The sequence below is a fragment of the Sulfitobacter sp. LC.270.F.C4 genome, assembly GCF_032922545.1.
Classification (GTDB): Bacteria; Pseudomonadota; Alphaproteobacteria; order Rhodobacterales; family Rhodobacteraceae; genus Sulfitobacter; species Sulfitobacter profundi.
Window position 1 is genome coordinate 87,141 of record NZ_CP136692.1, and the last position, 13,956, is coordinate 101,096.

At 62.8% G+C, this 13,956-nt stretch carries 15 protein-coding genes; 4 read left to right on the top strand and 11 right to left on the bottom strand.

Going from position 1 to position 13,956, the window contains the following annotated elements; all coding sequences use genetic code 11:
- Positions 1 to 20 precede the first annotated feature (20 nt).
- Positions 21 to 1,250: an AMP-binding protein gene (locus tag R1T45_RS04205; RefSeq protein WP_317390204.1), complete on the top strand. Its 1,230-nt coding sequence runs from the start codon at positions 21 to 23 to the stop codon at positions 1,248 to 1,250.
- Positions 1,247 to 2,353 carry a thiolase family protein gene (locus R1T45_RS04210; protein ID WP_317390205.1) on the top strand — a complete coding sequence of 369 codons (1,107 nt, stop codon included), beginning with the start codon at positions 1,247 to 1,249 and terminating at the stop codon, positions 2,351 to 2,353. Before R1T45_RS04205 ends, R1T45_RS04210 begins: the two co-directional genes overlap by 4 nt.
- 36 nt (positions 2,354 to 2,389) lie before the next feature.
- Here R1T45_RS04210 and R1T45_RS04215 read toward each other — a convergent pair whose 3' ends face one another.
- The 4 genes from R1T45_RS04215 to R1T45_RS04230 form a co-directional block, all read right to left on the bottom strand.
- Positions 2,390 to 2,935, bottom strand: a complete 546-nt coding sequence (locus tag R1T45_RS04215) for a biotin transporter BioY (RefSeq protein ID WP_067624844.1) — start codon at positions 2,933 to 2,935, stop codon at positions 2,390 to 2,392.
- Between the two features lie 62 nt (positions 2,936 to 2,997).
- On the bottom strand, positions 2,998 to 3,594 hold the full coding sequence (locus R1T45_RS04220; RefSeq protein ID WP_120351937.1) for an energy-coupling factor transporter transmembrane component T: 597 nt from the start codon (positions 3,592 to 3,594) through the stop codon (positions 2,998 to 3,000).
- Entirely contained in the window at positions 3,569 to 4,303 is a 735-nt protein-coding gene (locus R1T45_RS04225; RefSeq protein ID WP_132443788.1) for an energy-coupling factor ABC transporter ATP-binding protein, read from the bottom strand. Before R1T45_RS04225 ends, R1T45_RS04220 begins: the two co-directional genes overlap by 26 nt.
- Before the next feature lie 82 nt (positions 4,304 to 4,385).
- On the bottom strand, positions 4,386 to 5,078 hold the full coding sequence (locus R1T45_RS04230) for a COQ9 family protein (protein ID WP_317390206.1): 693 nt from the start codon (positions 5,076 to 5,078) through the stop codon (positions 4,386 to 4,388).
- 110 nt (positions 5,079 to 5,188) lie between these two features.
- Between R1T45_RS04230 and rpsU the strand changes: the two genes are divergently transcribed.
- Positions 5,189 to 5,395, top strand: a complete 207-nt coding sequence (gene rpsU / locus R1T45_RS04235; protein ID WP_007118112.1) for a 30S ribosomal protein S21 — start codon at positions 5,189 to 5,191, stop codon at positions 5,393 to 5,395.
- A gap of 283 nt (positions 5,396 to 5,678) precedes the next feature.
- Here rpsU and R1T45_RS04240 read toward each other — a convergent pair whose 3' ends face one another.
- A complete protein-coding gene (locus tag R1T45_RS04240; RefSeq protein ID WP_260010525.1) occupies positions 5,679 to 6,137 on the bottom strand; it encodes an Lrp/AsnC family transcriptional regulator in 459 nt (152 codons plus the stop codon).
- A gap of 138 nt (positions 6,138 to 6,275) precedes the next feature.
- Here R1T45_RS04240 and ald point away from each other — a divergent pair, with 138 nt between their 5' ends.
- Positions 6,276 to 7,394, top strand: coding sequence for an alanine dehydrogenase (gene ald / locus R1T45_RS04245; protein WP_067937958.1), 1,119 nt, complete (start codon positions 6,276 to 6,278; stop codon positions 7,392 to 7,394).
- Positions 7,395 to 7,458: 64 nt separating this feature from the next.
- On the opposite strand, the gene mscL is transcribed toward ald, so the two are convergent.
- The 6 genes from mscL to pheS all read right to left on the bottom strand — a co-directional run bounded on the left by mscL (position 7,459) and on the right by pheS (position 13,849).
- The gene (gene mscL, locus R1T45_RS04250) at positions 7,459 to 7,890 is read right to left on the bottom strand and encodes a large conductance mechanosensitive channel protein MscL (RefSeq protein ID WP_067937956.1); all 432 of its coding nucleotides are present in this window, start codon (positions 7,888 to 7,890) and stop codon (positions 7,459 to 7,461) included.
- A gap of 123 nt (positions 7,891 to 8,013) precedes the next feature.
- Positions 8,014 to 9,201, bottom strand: coding sequence for a histidine kinase dimerization/phosphoacceptor domain -containing protein (locus tag R1T45_RS04255; protein WP_317391035.1), 1,188 nt, complete (start codon positions 9,199 to 9,201; stop codon positions 8,014 to 8,016).
- A 121-nt stretch (positions 9,202 to 9,322) separates the two neighbouring features.
- Positions 9,323 to 9,766, bottom strand: coding sequence for a YtoQ family protein (locus R1T45_RS04260; protein ID WP_317390207.1), 444 nt, complete (start codon positions 9,764 to 9,766; stop codon positions 9,323 to 9,325).
- A 15-nt stretch (positions 9,767 to 9,781) separates the two neighbouring features.
- Positions 9,782 to 12,178, bottom strand: a complete 2,397-nt coding sequence (gene pheT, locus R1T45_RS04265) for a phenylalanine--tRNA ligase subunit beta (RefSeq protein ID WP_317390208.1) — start codon at positions 12,176 to 12,178, stop codon at positions 9,782 to 9,784.
- Between the two features lie 2 nt (positions 12,179 to 12,180).
- The gene (locus tag R1T45_RS04270; protein ID WP_317390209.1) at positions 12,181 to 12,759 is read right to left on the bottom strand and encodes a hypothetical protein; all 579 of its coding nucleotides are present in this window, start codon (positions 12,757 to 12,759) and stop codon (positions 12,181 to 12,183) included.
- A gap of 16 nt (positions 12,760 to 12,775) precedes the next feature.
- On the bottom strand, positions 12,776 to 13,849 hold the full coding sequence (gene pheS / locus R1T45_RS04275; RefSeq protein ID WP_317390210.1) for a phenylalanine--tRNA ligase subunit alpha: 1,074 nt from the start codon (positions 13,847 to 13,849) through the stop codon (positions 12,776 to 12,778).
- Between the last annotated feature and the right edge of the window lie 107 nt (positions 13,850 to 13,956).

Below are 13,956 nucleotides of genomic sequence, written 5' to 3' on the forward strand. Positions count from 1 at the left end.
GCGGAAGTGGGAGAAGGCGGATGCGCGCGCAAGGCAGTTTCAGATGGCATCAGGACGCGCGGCTTTTCGCGGGACAATCGGAAGTGCCCCGCGCGCCCGAAGGCCAGCGCGACAGCTTCCGCGCCCTACCCGCAACCCCGACCTTCGACGCGCTGACGGCCCTTACCACAGCGATCAGCCAGCAGGCCCCCTTTTGCCTCGGCGACCGCCCCCTGCCCGATGACATCGCCTGCCCGCCCGGCGCGTTCCTCACCCTCACCGGGGGCGCGTCGGGCCAACCCAAGGCCGTGCGCCGCAGCCAAGCCTCTTGGATCGCTAGCTTTGACGTGAACGCCGATCGCTTTGCCCTAACCCGCCGCGACAGCGTTGCCGTGTTGGGGCGGCTCAGCCACTCCCTGTCGCTCTATGCGGTATTGGAGGCGCTGCACCTTGGCCTCGACGCGCATGTTCTGGCCGATCAGCCCCCCCGCCAGCAAGCGTCGCAGATTGCCACATCGGGGGCGACGATCCTCTATGCCACGCCGACGCAATTACGGCTGCTGGCCCGTGGGGCCGCCGCCCCGCTGCCCTCGCTGAGGCTGGTGCTTTGTGGCGGCGGCGCGCTTGATGCGGCGACGCGGGCGGCGACCGGGCGGCTTTGCCCCCATGCGGCGGTGCATGTGTTTTACGGCGCGGCAGAAACGAGCTTTATCACGCTGGCCGATGCCGCCACGCCCGAAGGATCGGTTGGCCGCCCTTATCCCGGCGTCGAGCTGCGGCTTTTGGATGCGGCGGGGCAACCCACCTCGGACGTGGGCGAAATCTGGGTGCGCAGCCCGTACCTTTTCGATGGCTACGCACAGGGCCGCAGCACCGAGACCCGCAGGCAGGATGGTTTCGTGACCGTGGGCGAGATGGGCGAACTGGATGACAAAGGACAGCTGTGGATCAGAGGGCGGCGGCAGCGCATGGTGCAGATTGCCGATCAACTGGTCTTCCCCGAAGCGGTGGAGGCCGTGATCGCCGCGCATACTGGTCTGCCCTGCGCGGTTCTGCCCCGTGACGATGCGCTGCGGGGGCAACATCTGATTGCAGTTGTCGAAGGCACCGCAGAGGCGGCGCGCCCTGAGGAAATCATCGCCCATTGTCGCGCAGCACTCGGCCCACTGGCCGCCCCCCGTCGCGTCTATTTCCGCTCCGAATTGCCGCTGCTGCCTTCGGGCAAGGTCGACCTTCGCGCCCTCGCCGACGGGTTGGAGGGCCAAGCATGACCCGCGCCTACATCGTTTCTGCCTGCCGCAGCCCGGTCGCCCCGCGCGGCGGCGCCTTGGCGCATCTGACTCTGCCCGATCTTGCCGCGCCGGTTCTTTCCGCCGCCCTTGCCCGCGCGGGGTTGGCCCCTGCGCAGGTCGACGAAGTGATCTGCAGCACCGCCCTTGGCCCCGGCGGCAACCCCGCGCGCAGCATCGCCTTGGCGGCGGCGCTGCCTGAACATGTCGCGGGCCTGAGCATTGACCGGCAGTGCGCGGGGGGCTTGGACGCGCTCGCGCTGGCGCGCCAAATGATCCTTGCGGGGGCTGCGGATATCGTTGTGGCGGGCGGGGCGGAAAGCTACTCGCGCCAACCGTTGCGCTACCGCACCTTCGCCGATGGCCGCCCGCCTGAGCCCTATACCCAAGCGCCCTTTACCCCATGGCCCGCGCGTGACCCCGACATGGCGCAAGCCGCCGCTGCGCTTGCCCGGTCGCAGGGTATCACCCGCGAAGCGCAGGATGACTGGGCGGTGGAAAGCCACACAAAGGCCCGCGCGCAGCTAGCGCCCAAGGCGGAACTCGTACCGCTCGCAAGCATCGAAACCGATACATTCACCCGCCGCCTCACCCCCGCGCTATGCCGCCGGGCCAAGGCGCTTTCCGGTGAGATCACTGCCGCCAATGCCGCCGTCGCCGCCGATGCCGCGGCCTTTTGCGTCGTTGTCTCAGACCGAATGGCGGCTGAGCTCACCGTGCCAAAGATCGAACTTATCGCCACCGCAACCAAGGGCAGCAATCCCGAAGAGCCGGGATTGGCACCACTGGTGGCGATTGGCGAAGTCTTTCGCCAAACGGGATTAACCGCCAGCGACCTGACCCTCGCCGAGATCATGGAGGCCTATGCCGTGCAGGCCATCGCCTGCGCCACCGGCGCGGGGGTCGCGCCGCAGATCGTCAACATCGGCGGGGGTGCCTTGGCACGCGGGCATCCGATTGGTGCATCGGGTGCGATCAACGCAGTGCGGCTCTGGCATGGATTGGTGGCGCGGGGGTCGGGCACCGGATTGGCGGCGATTGCCGCAGCCGGGGGGATCGGCTCTGCCGCGCTGATGCGGCTGTAGCGGCCCGCCCCCTTTTGGGGGAGCGGGCCAATCGTTTTAGCTGCGCGACAGCACGCTTGCGGGACGCGCCTTGGCCAGACCGGAGGTGATGAAACCCGCCAGCACGGCTTTGATCAGGTCACCGGGGATGAAGGCTTGGACCAGCAGGGTCGCCTCAAGCAGCGTCTTGTTCAGCGTCATCATCATGCCGAAGATGCCAAAGGCATAGACCACAAGGATGCCGCCCAAGACGGCCGAAACCCCGGCAGCCAGACCCACAGGCGCGTTGCGCCACTGGTCCATGATAAAGCCAGTCACAAAGGCACCGATCGGGAAGCCAACGAGGAAACCAACGGTCGGCGAGGCAAAGACGCCCAGACCGCCACGGCCTCCGGCCAGAAGCGGCAGACCAAGCGCCACCAGTGCCACGAACAGCAGTGCGGCAAGACCACCGCGCCATGCGCCCAGCACCGTGCCACAGAGCATGACGCCCAGCGACTGCGCCGTGATCGGCACGCCAAAGCCGAGCGTGAATTTCGGGATCAGGCCCAATGCCGCAATCAGCGCGGCGAAGAGGGCGATCATTGTCAGATTGCGTTCCATTGAGAGGGTCCTTGAATTAAAGTTTCCAATGCCTAGGCCAGCCCTCTGCCCCGGTCAAGCAATCACAGCCCGCCGCGCGCGCGCAGCGCCTCTGCCACATGTTCGGCGTCATCGATGGCCAGCACGGTAAAGGGCATCACGATCCGCCAGCCCGCCCGCCTGCGCGACCGCGCGCGCCACGCCAGCGATAGCATCTGCCCTTTGGCCGCCAGCACCGGCGTGAAACGCACCACCAGCGCCACGGCCAACTCCAGACTGCGGGTTCGGACCCCAAAGCGGCGCAGCGGCGTGGCAAGCCAGCGCACCACCGCCATCATATCGCTGAGTTTCGTGGTCATGGTCACAAGATTGGCCAGCCCCACCGCCGTGACCATGCGCAGCACGATGACAAGGCCGGCCTCTGCATCGCTGGTCAGTATATGCCACAGCAGGATCAACGCCACAAAGGGCCAGAGCATCCGCAACCGCCCCAAGCCGCCCTTTAGAAAAGCCCGACCCGGCAGGGCGTAAAGCAGCAACATCCCGGCACAAAAGGCGATTTGCCAGACCAGATCCTCGACCCCGAATAGCAACAGTGTCGCCGCACAAAGCGCCCCCAGCTTGGCCCCCGCGGGCCAGCCGTGGGCGCGGGTCTCAACCGGCGAGGTCAGAGAGATCATCGCTCGCCCCCAGTTCCTTCATCCGTGTCTCAAAGGCGCGCAGCACCGGACGCGCGCTGCCTTGCTGGGCGACTTCGCCACCCTCTAGCCAGAGGATGTGATCGTAGCCCGCCACCGCTGCCGGATCGTGGGTGATGTGCACCAGCGTCAAGTCGAGCCCGGCCAAGACCCGTTCAAGATGCAGGCGCGTCGGAATATCGAGCCCGGCAAAGGGTTCGTCGAGCACCAGCACCCGTGGTTGCATCGCCAGAACCGCCATCAGGCAAACCAACTGCCGCTGCCCCTGTGAGAGCTGATGGATCGACGCCTGTGCCCAATGACGCTTGTCAAACTGACCAAGGATTGAGGCCACGCCCCGCGCCGCTTCGGCCTTGGATTGACCCATTTGCAGCAGGCCAAAGGCGATTTCCTCCTCCACGGTGGGAAAGATGATCTGATGGTCGGGGTTTTGAAACAGGATGCCGACAGCACCAATCGCCCGGCGGCGGTCGCGGGCCACGTCGATCCCGCCGATCCGCACCTGCCCCTCATCTGCGGCCACCAAGCCCGAGAGAACCCGCGCGAAAGAGGTCTTGCCCGACCCGTTGCGCCCCACGATGCCGATCCGCGAGGCATCTGACCTGAGGCTCACGTCGCGCAGCACCGGCGTGCCTGCGGGGGTGTAGCACACCTTTTCAATATCAATGAGCGGGAGCGTCTGGCTGGTCATTGGGGGCCTGTATAAAACCGGGTGCCCCGACCTACCACCTGCCGGGCGGGCGGGGAAGCCCGCAGTTCGCCCGCAGGTTGCGTCAGCTCGGCGGCGTCCAGCGGCCGGGCAGATCAGGGTCCTGCTGCCCCCGTGGCGCTTTGATGTGGCTCAAAAGCCAGTTAGGCCCGGCCATCAGACGGCTGAGCGTCGGGCTTTCGCGCACTTGGGCCTTGAGCTTTTCGATCTGCATCACGTCGTCGATCCGCCGGTCCAGAAATGACCACGTCGCCTGATGCCCCTCGCTGGCATCCCCCAGCCAATAGAGCAGCGTGGCAGAATATACCCCCGACAACGTGGCACGTTTGCTGTACCAGTTCACATCATCCGACGTATCGCCAAGCGCGGTCCAGATTTTATCGCTGGTCTCCCAGATCAGGCCCGCCCCTTCGGGCGCGTGATGCGGCAGGGCGAAAAGCGTGCTGCCCCGCCGGATCGCCTCACGGTCGCCTGCTTCGAGCCGTAGGCGCACGGCCTTGGCAATACGATCTCGGAAGCGCAGGTTTGCTAGATCGGCCTCGGCCAGCCCTTCCAGCATCTTGGCATCCCCGCGTCGGTGATAGGCCACGGCCAAATCAACCGAACCACGCGGGCAAACAGCGCGGGCCAACGCCGGGTCCAGACCGCTGTCTTTGATCGCGGCATTGAAGGTCGCGGGCGACCAGCCATCAAACGGCACATGCGAAAGTGCGGCATCAAGCATTTGGTCCTGTGGGTCGGCCTTGGGCGGGGTCATGGCGGGCTCCTATCGGGGCGTGATGGGGTGGACAAAGGAGATATAGGCTGTTATAGGCCCATTTCCTGCAATTCCTTGCAACTTTATCCTAGAAAGGTGGTGACAACCACATGCAGGTTAGTGTTCGCGACAACAACGTCGATCAGGCCCTTCGGGCTCTGAAGAAAAAGCTACAGCGCGAAGGCGTTTTCCGTGAAATGAAGCTCAAGCAACATTTCGAGAAACCGTCCGAGAAAAAAGCGCGCGAGAAAGCTGAAGCGATCCGTCGTGCCCGTAAACTGGCACGGAAAAAAGCGCAACGCGAAGGTATGATGTAAATCATTCCCGCGACACGCAACAGATATAGAACCCCCGGTGCCGATGGCAGCGGGGGTTTTGTTTTGTGGGGTACTGGGTGCAGAGCCGGGCAGCGCCAGACCGCGGGGTGGTGCCCGGAACTTCAGCAATCGGGCAATTTATGGTGGCTGGGCTTAGGAAGCACCTCAGGACGGCACGAACCTCAGCAAAAGCGCCAGCCCGTCCGGGCGGTCTGGCGCTGCCCGGCGGCCTTCGGCCTTGATTCCGGGCTGCTCCGCTTGGAACCTCCGCCTCACCGTCCAACTACACCGGCAGCGCCGTCGTCTTGCACACCGTCCGCAACGCGAAACTCGACTGCATCTGCGCCACCCCCGGCAGCCGCGCCAAATGCTGGCGATGGATTCGGGCAAAATCCTCGGTGTTCTCCGCCACGATCTTCAACAGGTAATCCGCCGTTCCCGCCATCAGATGACATTCCAACACATCGGGAATGCGCGAGACCGACTTCTCAAAGGCTTCCAACACCTCTTCGGCCTGCGCCTGCAGGGTGATCTCAACAAACACCGTGGTCGGCATATCCAGCTTGCGCGGGTCAAGCAGGGCGACATAATCGCGGATATAGCCCTCTTTCTCCAACCGCTGCACACGGCGATGACAGGCCGAGGGCGACAGATGCACCACTTCCGACAATTCGGCATTGGACATCCGCCCGTTGTGCTGCAAAGCGCGCAGAACACGCCGATCAATCTCATCCAAGGCCATATGCGCAATACTTTCGCGTAACAAAGCGTTCAGACGCGATTATATTCGAAGAATGAGCCCCATGGCGACCCCAAATTCGCAGCGATATGCACGGCGGCTGTGATAATCCTGTCCCACTACGGAGGAGGAGTGACCCCCATGAAAATCGGATGCCCGACAGAAATCAAACCGCAGGAATTCCGCGTCGGCCTGACGCCCAATGCCGCACAAGAAGCCATCGCCCACGGACATGAGGTCATCGTGCAGGCAGGGGCGGGCGTCGGCGCGGGTTTTGAAGATGCGGATTATACCGCCGCAGGTGCCACCATCATCGACACGGCCAAGGAAATCTTTGCCAGCGCCGATATGATCGTCAAGGTGAAGGAGCCACAGGCGGGCGAACGCAAAATGCTGCGCGAAGGGCAATTGCTCTTTACCTATCTGCACCTCGCGCCCGACCCGGATCAGACGCATGATCTGCTGGCCTCGGGCTGTACCGCGATTGCCTATGAAACCGTGACCGACCGGAATGGCGGGCTGCCCCTTCTGGCACCGATGTCCGAGGTTGCGGGGCGTCTGGCACCGCAGGTCGGCGCTTGGACACTGCAAAAGGCCAATGGCGGACGCGGCGTGTTGATGGGCGGGGTGCCCGGTGTTGGCCCGGCCAAGGTTATGGTCATCGGCGGCGGCGTCGTCGGCACCCATGCGGCACGGATTGCCGCAGGCATGGGCGCGGATGTGACTGTGTTGGATCGTTCGCTGCCCCGGATGCGCTATCTCGATGACATCTATGGCGGCACCTTCAAAACCGCCTATGCCAGCGCGGGCAACACCATCGAATTGGCGCGCCAAGCCGATATGATCATCGGCGCGGTGCTGATCCCCGGTGCCGCAGCGCCCAAGCTGATCAGCCGCGCGCAGCTGTCCGAACTTAAACCCGGCGCGGCGCTGGTCGACGTGGCCATTGACCAAGGCGGCTGTTTCGAGACCTCCAAGGCGACCACCCACCAAGACCCGGTTTATGAGGTCGACGGCGTCATGCACTACTGCGTGGCCAACATGCCCGGCGCCGTGGCGCGCACCTCGACCATCGCGCTTGGCAATGCCACCATGCCTTTCATGCTGGCACTGGCCGATAAGGGCTGGAAACAGGCCTGCGCGGATGACCCCCACCTCAAGGCCGGGCTTAACGTGCACGCGGGTAAGCTGACCTATGCCGCCGTGGGCGACGCGCTTGGGATCGACAGCATCACCGCAGATCAAGCCATCGCGGGTTAAACGCCACCGGTGAGACACGAAAGGCCCGCCAATCTGGCGGGCCTTTCTCATTCGATAGCGCCGCTTAGCGCGTTTTCAAAGCATCCCGAATTTCCAACAATACATCAAGCTGCGATGGACCGGTCTTGACCTCTGGCGCCACCTCATCAGGCTTTTCCGCAGCCGATTTCACGCGGTTCACCATCTTCACCAAGATGAAGACGACGAAGGCGATGATGAAAAAGTTGATCACGGCCATCAGGAACGAGCCGTAAGCAAAGACCGACGCGCCCGCCTCTCGGGCCTGCTCTAACGAGGCATTCGCGGGCACATCGCCCGACAGCACCGCGTAGTTGTTGGTGAAATCCACCCCACCGGTGAAAAGCCCGACGATCGGGTTGATCAGGTCGGCCACCAACGACGACACGATCGCGGTAAATGCCGCGCCGACGATGATACCAACGGCCATGTCCATAACATTGCCCTTGGCGATGAAATCCTTGAATTCTTGAATCACAGTTCTGTCCCTATTCCACGTCGCGCCGATATCCTCGCCGTCATACCCGATAGTTGGGACTGCGGCACATTGGGGTCAATAAAGTTTTCAGGTGAACCGCCCGATTTGCGGCTTCGGGCAGGCCTATTGCCGAAAACAGACCCGCAAAAGCGCGCCATTGGCGCTGAAATCGGTGCTCAGCCGCCCGCTTAGCTGTTCAGCCGCCGTCGCCATCAACAACCGCCCAAGGCCGGTGCTATCGGCACCCGAAACGGCACCGTTATGCCCGCGACCATTGTCCCGACACTCCAAAAGCCAGCTCTCGCCCCCCTCCTGCCGACGCAGAGAAATCCTGATCTCTCCTGCCCGATCCCCGACAAAGGCGTGTTTGATCGAATTGGCCACGAACTCGCTCACGATCATGCCAAGCGCCGAGGCTTGCACGGCCTGCAACTCGCCCGGCTCGGCCTCGCAAAAGATGGTGACGTGATCCGGCGCGCTGGCGGCGAGAAGTTTGTTCAACTGCTCAAGGTAGGAAGAGGTTTGCACCTTGCCTTTGCCGCCCTGCCCCATCAATTCGCTGTGCAGCGATGCCACTGCCCCGAAACGCCGCTCTACAAGGGCGAGTACATCCTTTGCGTCGGGGTCTTGCACCTTGCGCGTCGCCATCCGCAGCAGGGACGCGATGGTCTGGAACGAGTTTTTCACCCGGTGGTCCATCTCGGCGCGTAGGGCGGCCTCGATGCGGATTTTCTTGCGCAGTTCCAACTGCATCATCACGTGACGCGACAGGGTTTGCAGCGCTTGGCGTTGGAAGTCGTTCAGGGTGCGCGGCTTGGTATCCAGCACGCAAAGCGTGCCGATCGGTTGGCCGTTCGGCGCGACAAGGTTCGCCCCGGCATAGAATTTCACCCGCGGGTCGCCCACATAGAGCGGGTTGTCCACGGTGCGCGAATCGGCCCCCATATCCGAGATCTCGGTATAGCCCCCATCAAGGATAGCGTGAGAGCAGACCGATTGATCCAAACCGGTCTCCTGCGGCTCAAACCCCACACGGGCCTTGAACCATTGACGCTTTTCGTCAACCAGACTGATTAGAGAGACGGGCGTTTCGCAGATCTTGGACGCAAGCTCGACGATATCGTCGAAATCCGCTTCGGCTTCGGTATCAAGAATATCATAGGAATAGAGCGTCTCAAGACGCGCATCCTGCTCTGCGGGCGTGTCGGCTAAAATGGACCCTCTCCTTCCAAAGTTAACCCGCCACGCAACTTTGGCACGGCAGCGGGGGTCGGATTTGGCCTGCCTTTCGGGGGGCAGATCAAGGCTGATGAACCTCCAGCTAGTGAAGGTTTAGCTCGCAAGGCAGCGGCGTCCACTACGCTGCCGAATCGATTCGCACTTAAGCCCTTGATAGATGTTAAATTTTAAGGCGGCTAGCCCTGCTGCCGCGTCACCCCGGCAGGGTACCGGTGAGCACATAGCGCAGAATCTCGACCACCTGAGCCGGTTCGGAGGCCACGGCCAGCGCCGCGGCATCGACTTCCTTCAGCGCATGGGCATGGTCGGGGCCGTGCAGAATGATCAGGGATTTGCCCAAAGCGGCGGCATAGCCCGCGTCGAAAGCCGCGTTCCACTGCTTGTATTGTTCGCCAAAGCGCACCACGACCACATCCGCTTCGGCGATCGCCTTGCGGGTGCGAATCGCGTTGATCTGCGCGCCCTTGCGGTCATGCCAGAACTTGTCGGCCTCTTCCCCAAGGATCGCCACGCCGCAAGCGTCGCTGGCGGCGTGGTCGGTGACCGGCGCGGTGAAGGTCACCTCAAGGCTGCGCGCCCCTTCGATGATCTGTTCGCGCCAATCGGTGTGGATTTCACCGGAGAGATAGACTTTCATCGCTCGTCCTTTCGTTCAGCCGCGCAGCACGCCGCCCGTTGCTTTGGTCACTTTCTCGACAACCTTAGCACCCACGGCTTCGATGTCTGCATCCTTCAGCGTCTTGTCGCTGGGCTGCAACCGCACAGTGATCGCAAGGGATTTCTTGCCCTCGCCAAGGCTGCCGCCGATGAACTCGTCAAAAACGCGCACGTCTTCGATCAGGTTCTTATCGGCCCCCTTGGCCGCATTCACCAGCGTCAGCGCCTCGACATCCGCATCGACGACAAAGGCAAAGTCACGCTCGACCGCTTGCAGGTCACTGATCTGCAAGGCCGGGCGCGTGGCACCGGATTTGCGCGGCAGCGGCACTTCGTCGGGATAAATGGTGAAGGCCATCGCGGGGCCTTTGACGTCCATCGCGGCCAGCACGCGGGGATGCACTTCGCCAAAGATGCCGAGCACTTTTTTCGGGCCAAGGCAGACCTTGCCGTGACGGCCCGGATGCCACCAATCCGCCGCGCCGCGCAGGACCTGCACCTTGGCGGGCGCGCCGATGGCCGCCAGCACAGCTTCGGCATCGGCTTTGACGTCATAGACATCCACCGCCCGCGCCGCGCCATGCACGTCACGCGGACCGGTGCGGCCCACCAGCAGGCCGCTGACCATGATCTGCTCTTCGCCCGGCTCACCGCCTGAGAAGGCTGGGCCGACCTCAAACAGCGCCATATCGGCAAAGCCGCGCGACTGATTGCGCGCCGCGGCCTGCAACAGACCGGGTAGCAGATCGGGGCGCATGTGGCTCATGTCCGACGAGATCGGGTTTTCGAGGCGCGTCTCATCCGTGCCGCCGCCGAACAGCGCGGCAGAGGCTTGGTCGATGAAGCTGTAAGACACACATTCGTTGTAGCCGAGCGCCGCCGCCGTGCGCCGGGCGGTAACCACGCGGCGCTGCATGGGCGAGAGTACGGGGCGCGGCACGCCCGTTGTCAGACGCGGCAGCGGCTTGCCTTCGAGCTTGGTGAGCGACGCAATCCGCGCGACCTCTTCCACCAGATCGGCCTCGCCCTGCACATCGGGCCGCCAGCTTGGCACCTGCGCCATGTCACCGTCGAGCTGGAAGCCAAGGGCGGTCAGTGTCTGGCGTTGGTCGCTTTCAGGGATCGTCATGCCCACGAGCGACTGCACCTTCTCGGCGTCCAGCTTGTAGGCGCGGCTGGTGTCAGGCACTTGGCCCGCGACCACAACCTCAGACGCCTCGCCGCCCGCGTGATCCAGGATCATCCGCGTGGCATGTTCGATACCATAGGGCGTCCATGCCGGGTCCACACCGCGCTCAAAACGGTAGCGCGCGTCCGAGTTGATCTTGAGCGCGCGGCCCGCATAGGCGATCTGCACCGGGTCCCAATAGGCGCTTTCGACAAAGACGTTCACCGTGTCTTCGGTCACGCCTGTGGCCTCACCGCCCATGATGCCCGCGATGCTTTCCACGCCGCTGTCGTCGGAGATGACCATCTGGCCCGCTTGCAGGGTATAGGTCTTTTCATCCAGCGCCACGATCTCTTCGCCGCCCTTGGCGCGGTGAACGCGCAGGTTGCCTGTGACCTTGTCGGCGTCAAAGACGTGCAGCGGGCGGTTGCGGTCGAAAGTGAAGAAGTTGGTCACGTCCACGAGGAAGGAGATCGGACGCAGCCCGATGGCGCGCAGGCAATCCTGCAACCACTGCGGGCTGGGGCCGTTCTTTACGCCCTTGATCACGCGGCCATAAAACACCGGGCAGCCGTCCAGCGTATCTTCGTCGATGCTGACAGAGATCGGCGCGGCAAAGCTGCCCTCTACCGCATCGCAATCGCGCGGCTTCAGCTTGCCCAAGCCCCGCGCCGCGAGGTCGCGCGCAATGCCCCGCACGCCAAGCGCATCGGGGCGGTTGGGGGTGATGGCGATCTCGATCACCGGGTCGACCTTCGCCGGGTCATTCTCGGCCAGCCAATCGATGAAACGGTCGCCGGGCTTGCCCGAGGGCAATTCGATGATGCCGTCGTGCTCTTCGCTCAACTCCATCTCGCGCTCGGAGGCCATCATGCCAAAGCTCTCCACGCCGCGGATCTTGCCGACGCCGATGGTCGTGTCGATCCCCGGCACATAGACGCCCGGCTTGGCGACGACGACGGTGATGCCCGCCCGCGCATTCGGCGCGCCGCAGATGATCTGCATGACGCCTTCATCGGTCTCGACCTGACAGACGTTCAGCCGGTCGGCATCGGGGTGTTTCTCGGCCGATTGCACATAGCCGAGGGTAAAGTCGGCCAGCTTCGCCGCCGGGTTCTCGACGCCTTCGACCTCGAGGCCGAGGTCGGTCAGGGCATAGGTGATCTCATCAATCGACGCCGTGGTGTCGAGATGGTCCTTGAGCCAAGAGAGGGTGAATTTCATGATTAGATCTCAGTTCCGCGTGATGGAGCACTCAAGAGTCTTGTCTTGAGGCTATCTTCAAGTGTTTCCGGTTTTCTCCGGCCCTTTATGTCGCTGGGAATTTCTCGGTCGACGAATTCGATATGCTCTTTCAGACGTGTCTCGATGAACTTGTGACCTGCTTCTAAATCCCTGTAAATCTCGGATACTCCGTCCTTAAAGTCAGGATATTTCGCAACAGCACCCATCGCACCAAGGGAAACCGCAAGTAGCCATTCTATCTTTAGGTATCTTGAACCGGACTGAAATGAAAAGGAACCAGGCGAGACGCCTAGAACAGTGATAGTTGGAACCTCATTCGTAAACGGAAGACCAACGTTCAAAGTATATTGGCTATTTCCCGCGCTCTCGCTAAGCCGAAGCTCGCGCTCGTTCTCTTCGCGAACAAAATCTTCGATCACACTGACGACCGCATGCATTTCGTCAGCCAATTCTCGATTCATGAGCCCAGTAAGGAAGCCACCATTACTCAAACGAAAAAAGCTGGACGCGAGTTCTATAGTGACAACATTTTGGGCACCTATAACATCTCTAATCGCCATTAGACTAAGCTCCAACTCACCGCGACAACCCACCATGCAAATTCGGCTGATCCAAGCTCGCGAACCCATAGTGCCGCAGCCAGCGCAGGTCTGAATCAAAGAACGCCCGAAGATCCGGGATGCCGTATTTCAGCATCGCGATCCGGTCGATCCCCATGCCAAAGGCAAAGCCCTGCCATTCGTTCGGGTCGATCCCGCCCGCCTGCAACACCTTGGGGTGCACCATGCCGGAGCCCAGCACCTCCATCCAGCCGTCGCCCTCACCGATGCGCAGCTGGCCGTCGACCCAAGAACACTGAATGTCGACCTCAGCCGACGGCTCGGTGAAGGGGAAATGCGAGGCGCGGAAGCGGGTCTTAATGCCGTCGACCTCGAAAAACGCCGAGAAGAACTCTTCCAGCACCCATTTGAGGTTCGCCATCGAGATGTCCTTGTCGATCGCCAGCCCCTCGACCTGATGGAACATCGGCGTGTGGGTCTGGTCGTAGTCCGCACGGTAGACGCCGCCGGGGCAGATGATGCGCAGGGGCGCGCCTTCGGCCTCCATGGTGCGGATCTGCACCGGGGAGGTGTGGGTGCGCAGCACGTGGGGCGCGCGGTCGTCGCCCTCGGCACGGGCCATGTAAAACGTGTCCATCTCGGCCCGCGCGGGGTGGTGGCCGGGGATGTTCAACGCGTCGAAGTTGTACCAATCGGTGTCGATGCGCGGGCCTTCGGCGACGGAAAAACCCATCTCGGCAAAGATCGCGGTCAGCTCTTCGGTCACTTGGCTGACCGGGTGGATGCTGCCCTGACGCTGGTGCCGCGTGGGCAGGGTCACGTCGAGCCATTCGCTGCGCAGACGCTCATCCAACGCGGCATCGCCAAGTGCTGCCTTCTTGGCGGACAGCGCCGAGTTGATCTCATCCTTCAGCGCGTTCAGCGCGGGGCCAGCGACCTGCCGCTCTTCGGGGGTCATCTTGCCCAGCTCGCGCATCTTCAGCGCGACCTCGCCCTTCTTGCCGACGGCAGCCAGCCGGATGTCTTCCAATGCGGATTCGTCACCGGCATCGGCGATTTGGCTCAGGTACTTTTGCTTCAGATCGTCCATGACAGGCCCTTGGAATAATACCCCGTCCTGCTAGCCCTCTCGCCCCTCGAATGCAAGCCGTAGGGGTTGCGGCGCTATGGTGGAACCACCACCTCTGCTAAGCGTTA

What these genes read in the sequence shown, in the direction of transcription:
- R1T45_RS04260 (WP_317390207.1), bottom strand. Translation starts at nt 9,766, where the DNA reads ATGAAAGTCTATCTCTCCGGTGAAATCCACACCGATTGGCGCGAACAG.
- R1T45_RS04220 (WP_120351937.1), bottom strand. Translation starts at nt 3,594, where the DNA reads ATGATCTCTCTGACCTCGCCGGTTGAGACCCGCGCCCACGGCTGGCCC.
- pheS (WP_317390210.1), bottom strand. Translation starts at nt 13,849, where the DNA reads ATGGACGATCTGAAGCAAAAGTACCTGAGCCAAATCGCCGATGCCGGT.
- R1T45_RS04230 (WP_317390206.1), bottom strand. Translation starts at nt 5,078, where the DNA reads ATGACCCCGCCCAAGGCCGACCCACAGGACCAAATGCTTGATGCCGCA.
- R1T45_RS04225 (WP_132443788.1), bottom strand. Translation starts at nt 4,303, where the DNA reads ATGACCAGCCAGACGCTCCCGCTCATTGATATTGAAAAGGTGTGCTAC.
- pheT (WP_317390208.1), bottom strand. Translation starts at nt 12,178, where the DNA reads ATGAAATTCACCCTCTCTTGGCTCAAGGACCATCTCGACACCACGGCG.
- R1T45_RS04215 (WP_067624844.1), bottom strand. Translation starts at nt 2,935, where the DNA reads ATGGAACGCAATCTGACAATGATCGCCCTCTTCGCCGCGCTGATTGCG.
- R1T45_RS04210 (WP_317390205.1), top strand. Translation starts at nt 1,247, where the DNA reads ATGACCCGCGCCTACATCGTTTCTGCCTGCCGCAGCCCGGTCGCCCCG.
- ald (WP_067937958.1), top strand. Translation starts at nt 6,276, where the DNA reads ATGAAAATCGGATGCCCGACAGAAATCAAACCGCAGGAATTCCGCGTC.
- rpsU (WP_007118112.1), top strand. Translation starts at nt 5,189, where the DNA reads ATGCAGGTTAGTGTTCGCGACAACAACGTCGATCAGGCCCTTCGGGCT.
- R1T45_RS04240 (WP_260010525.1), bottom strand. Translation starts at nt 6,137, where the DNA reads ATGGCCTTGGATGAGATTGATCGGCGTGTTCTGCGCGCTTTGCAGCAC.
- R1T45_RS04270 (WP_317390209.1), bottom strand. Translation starts at nt 12,759, where the DNA reads ATGGCGATTAGAGATGTTATAGGTGCCCAAAATGTTGTCACTATAGAA.
- R1T45_RS04205 (WP_317390204.1), top strand. Translation starts at nt 21, where the DNA reads ATGCGCGCGCAAGGCAGTTTCAGATGGCATCAGGACGCGCGGCTTTTC.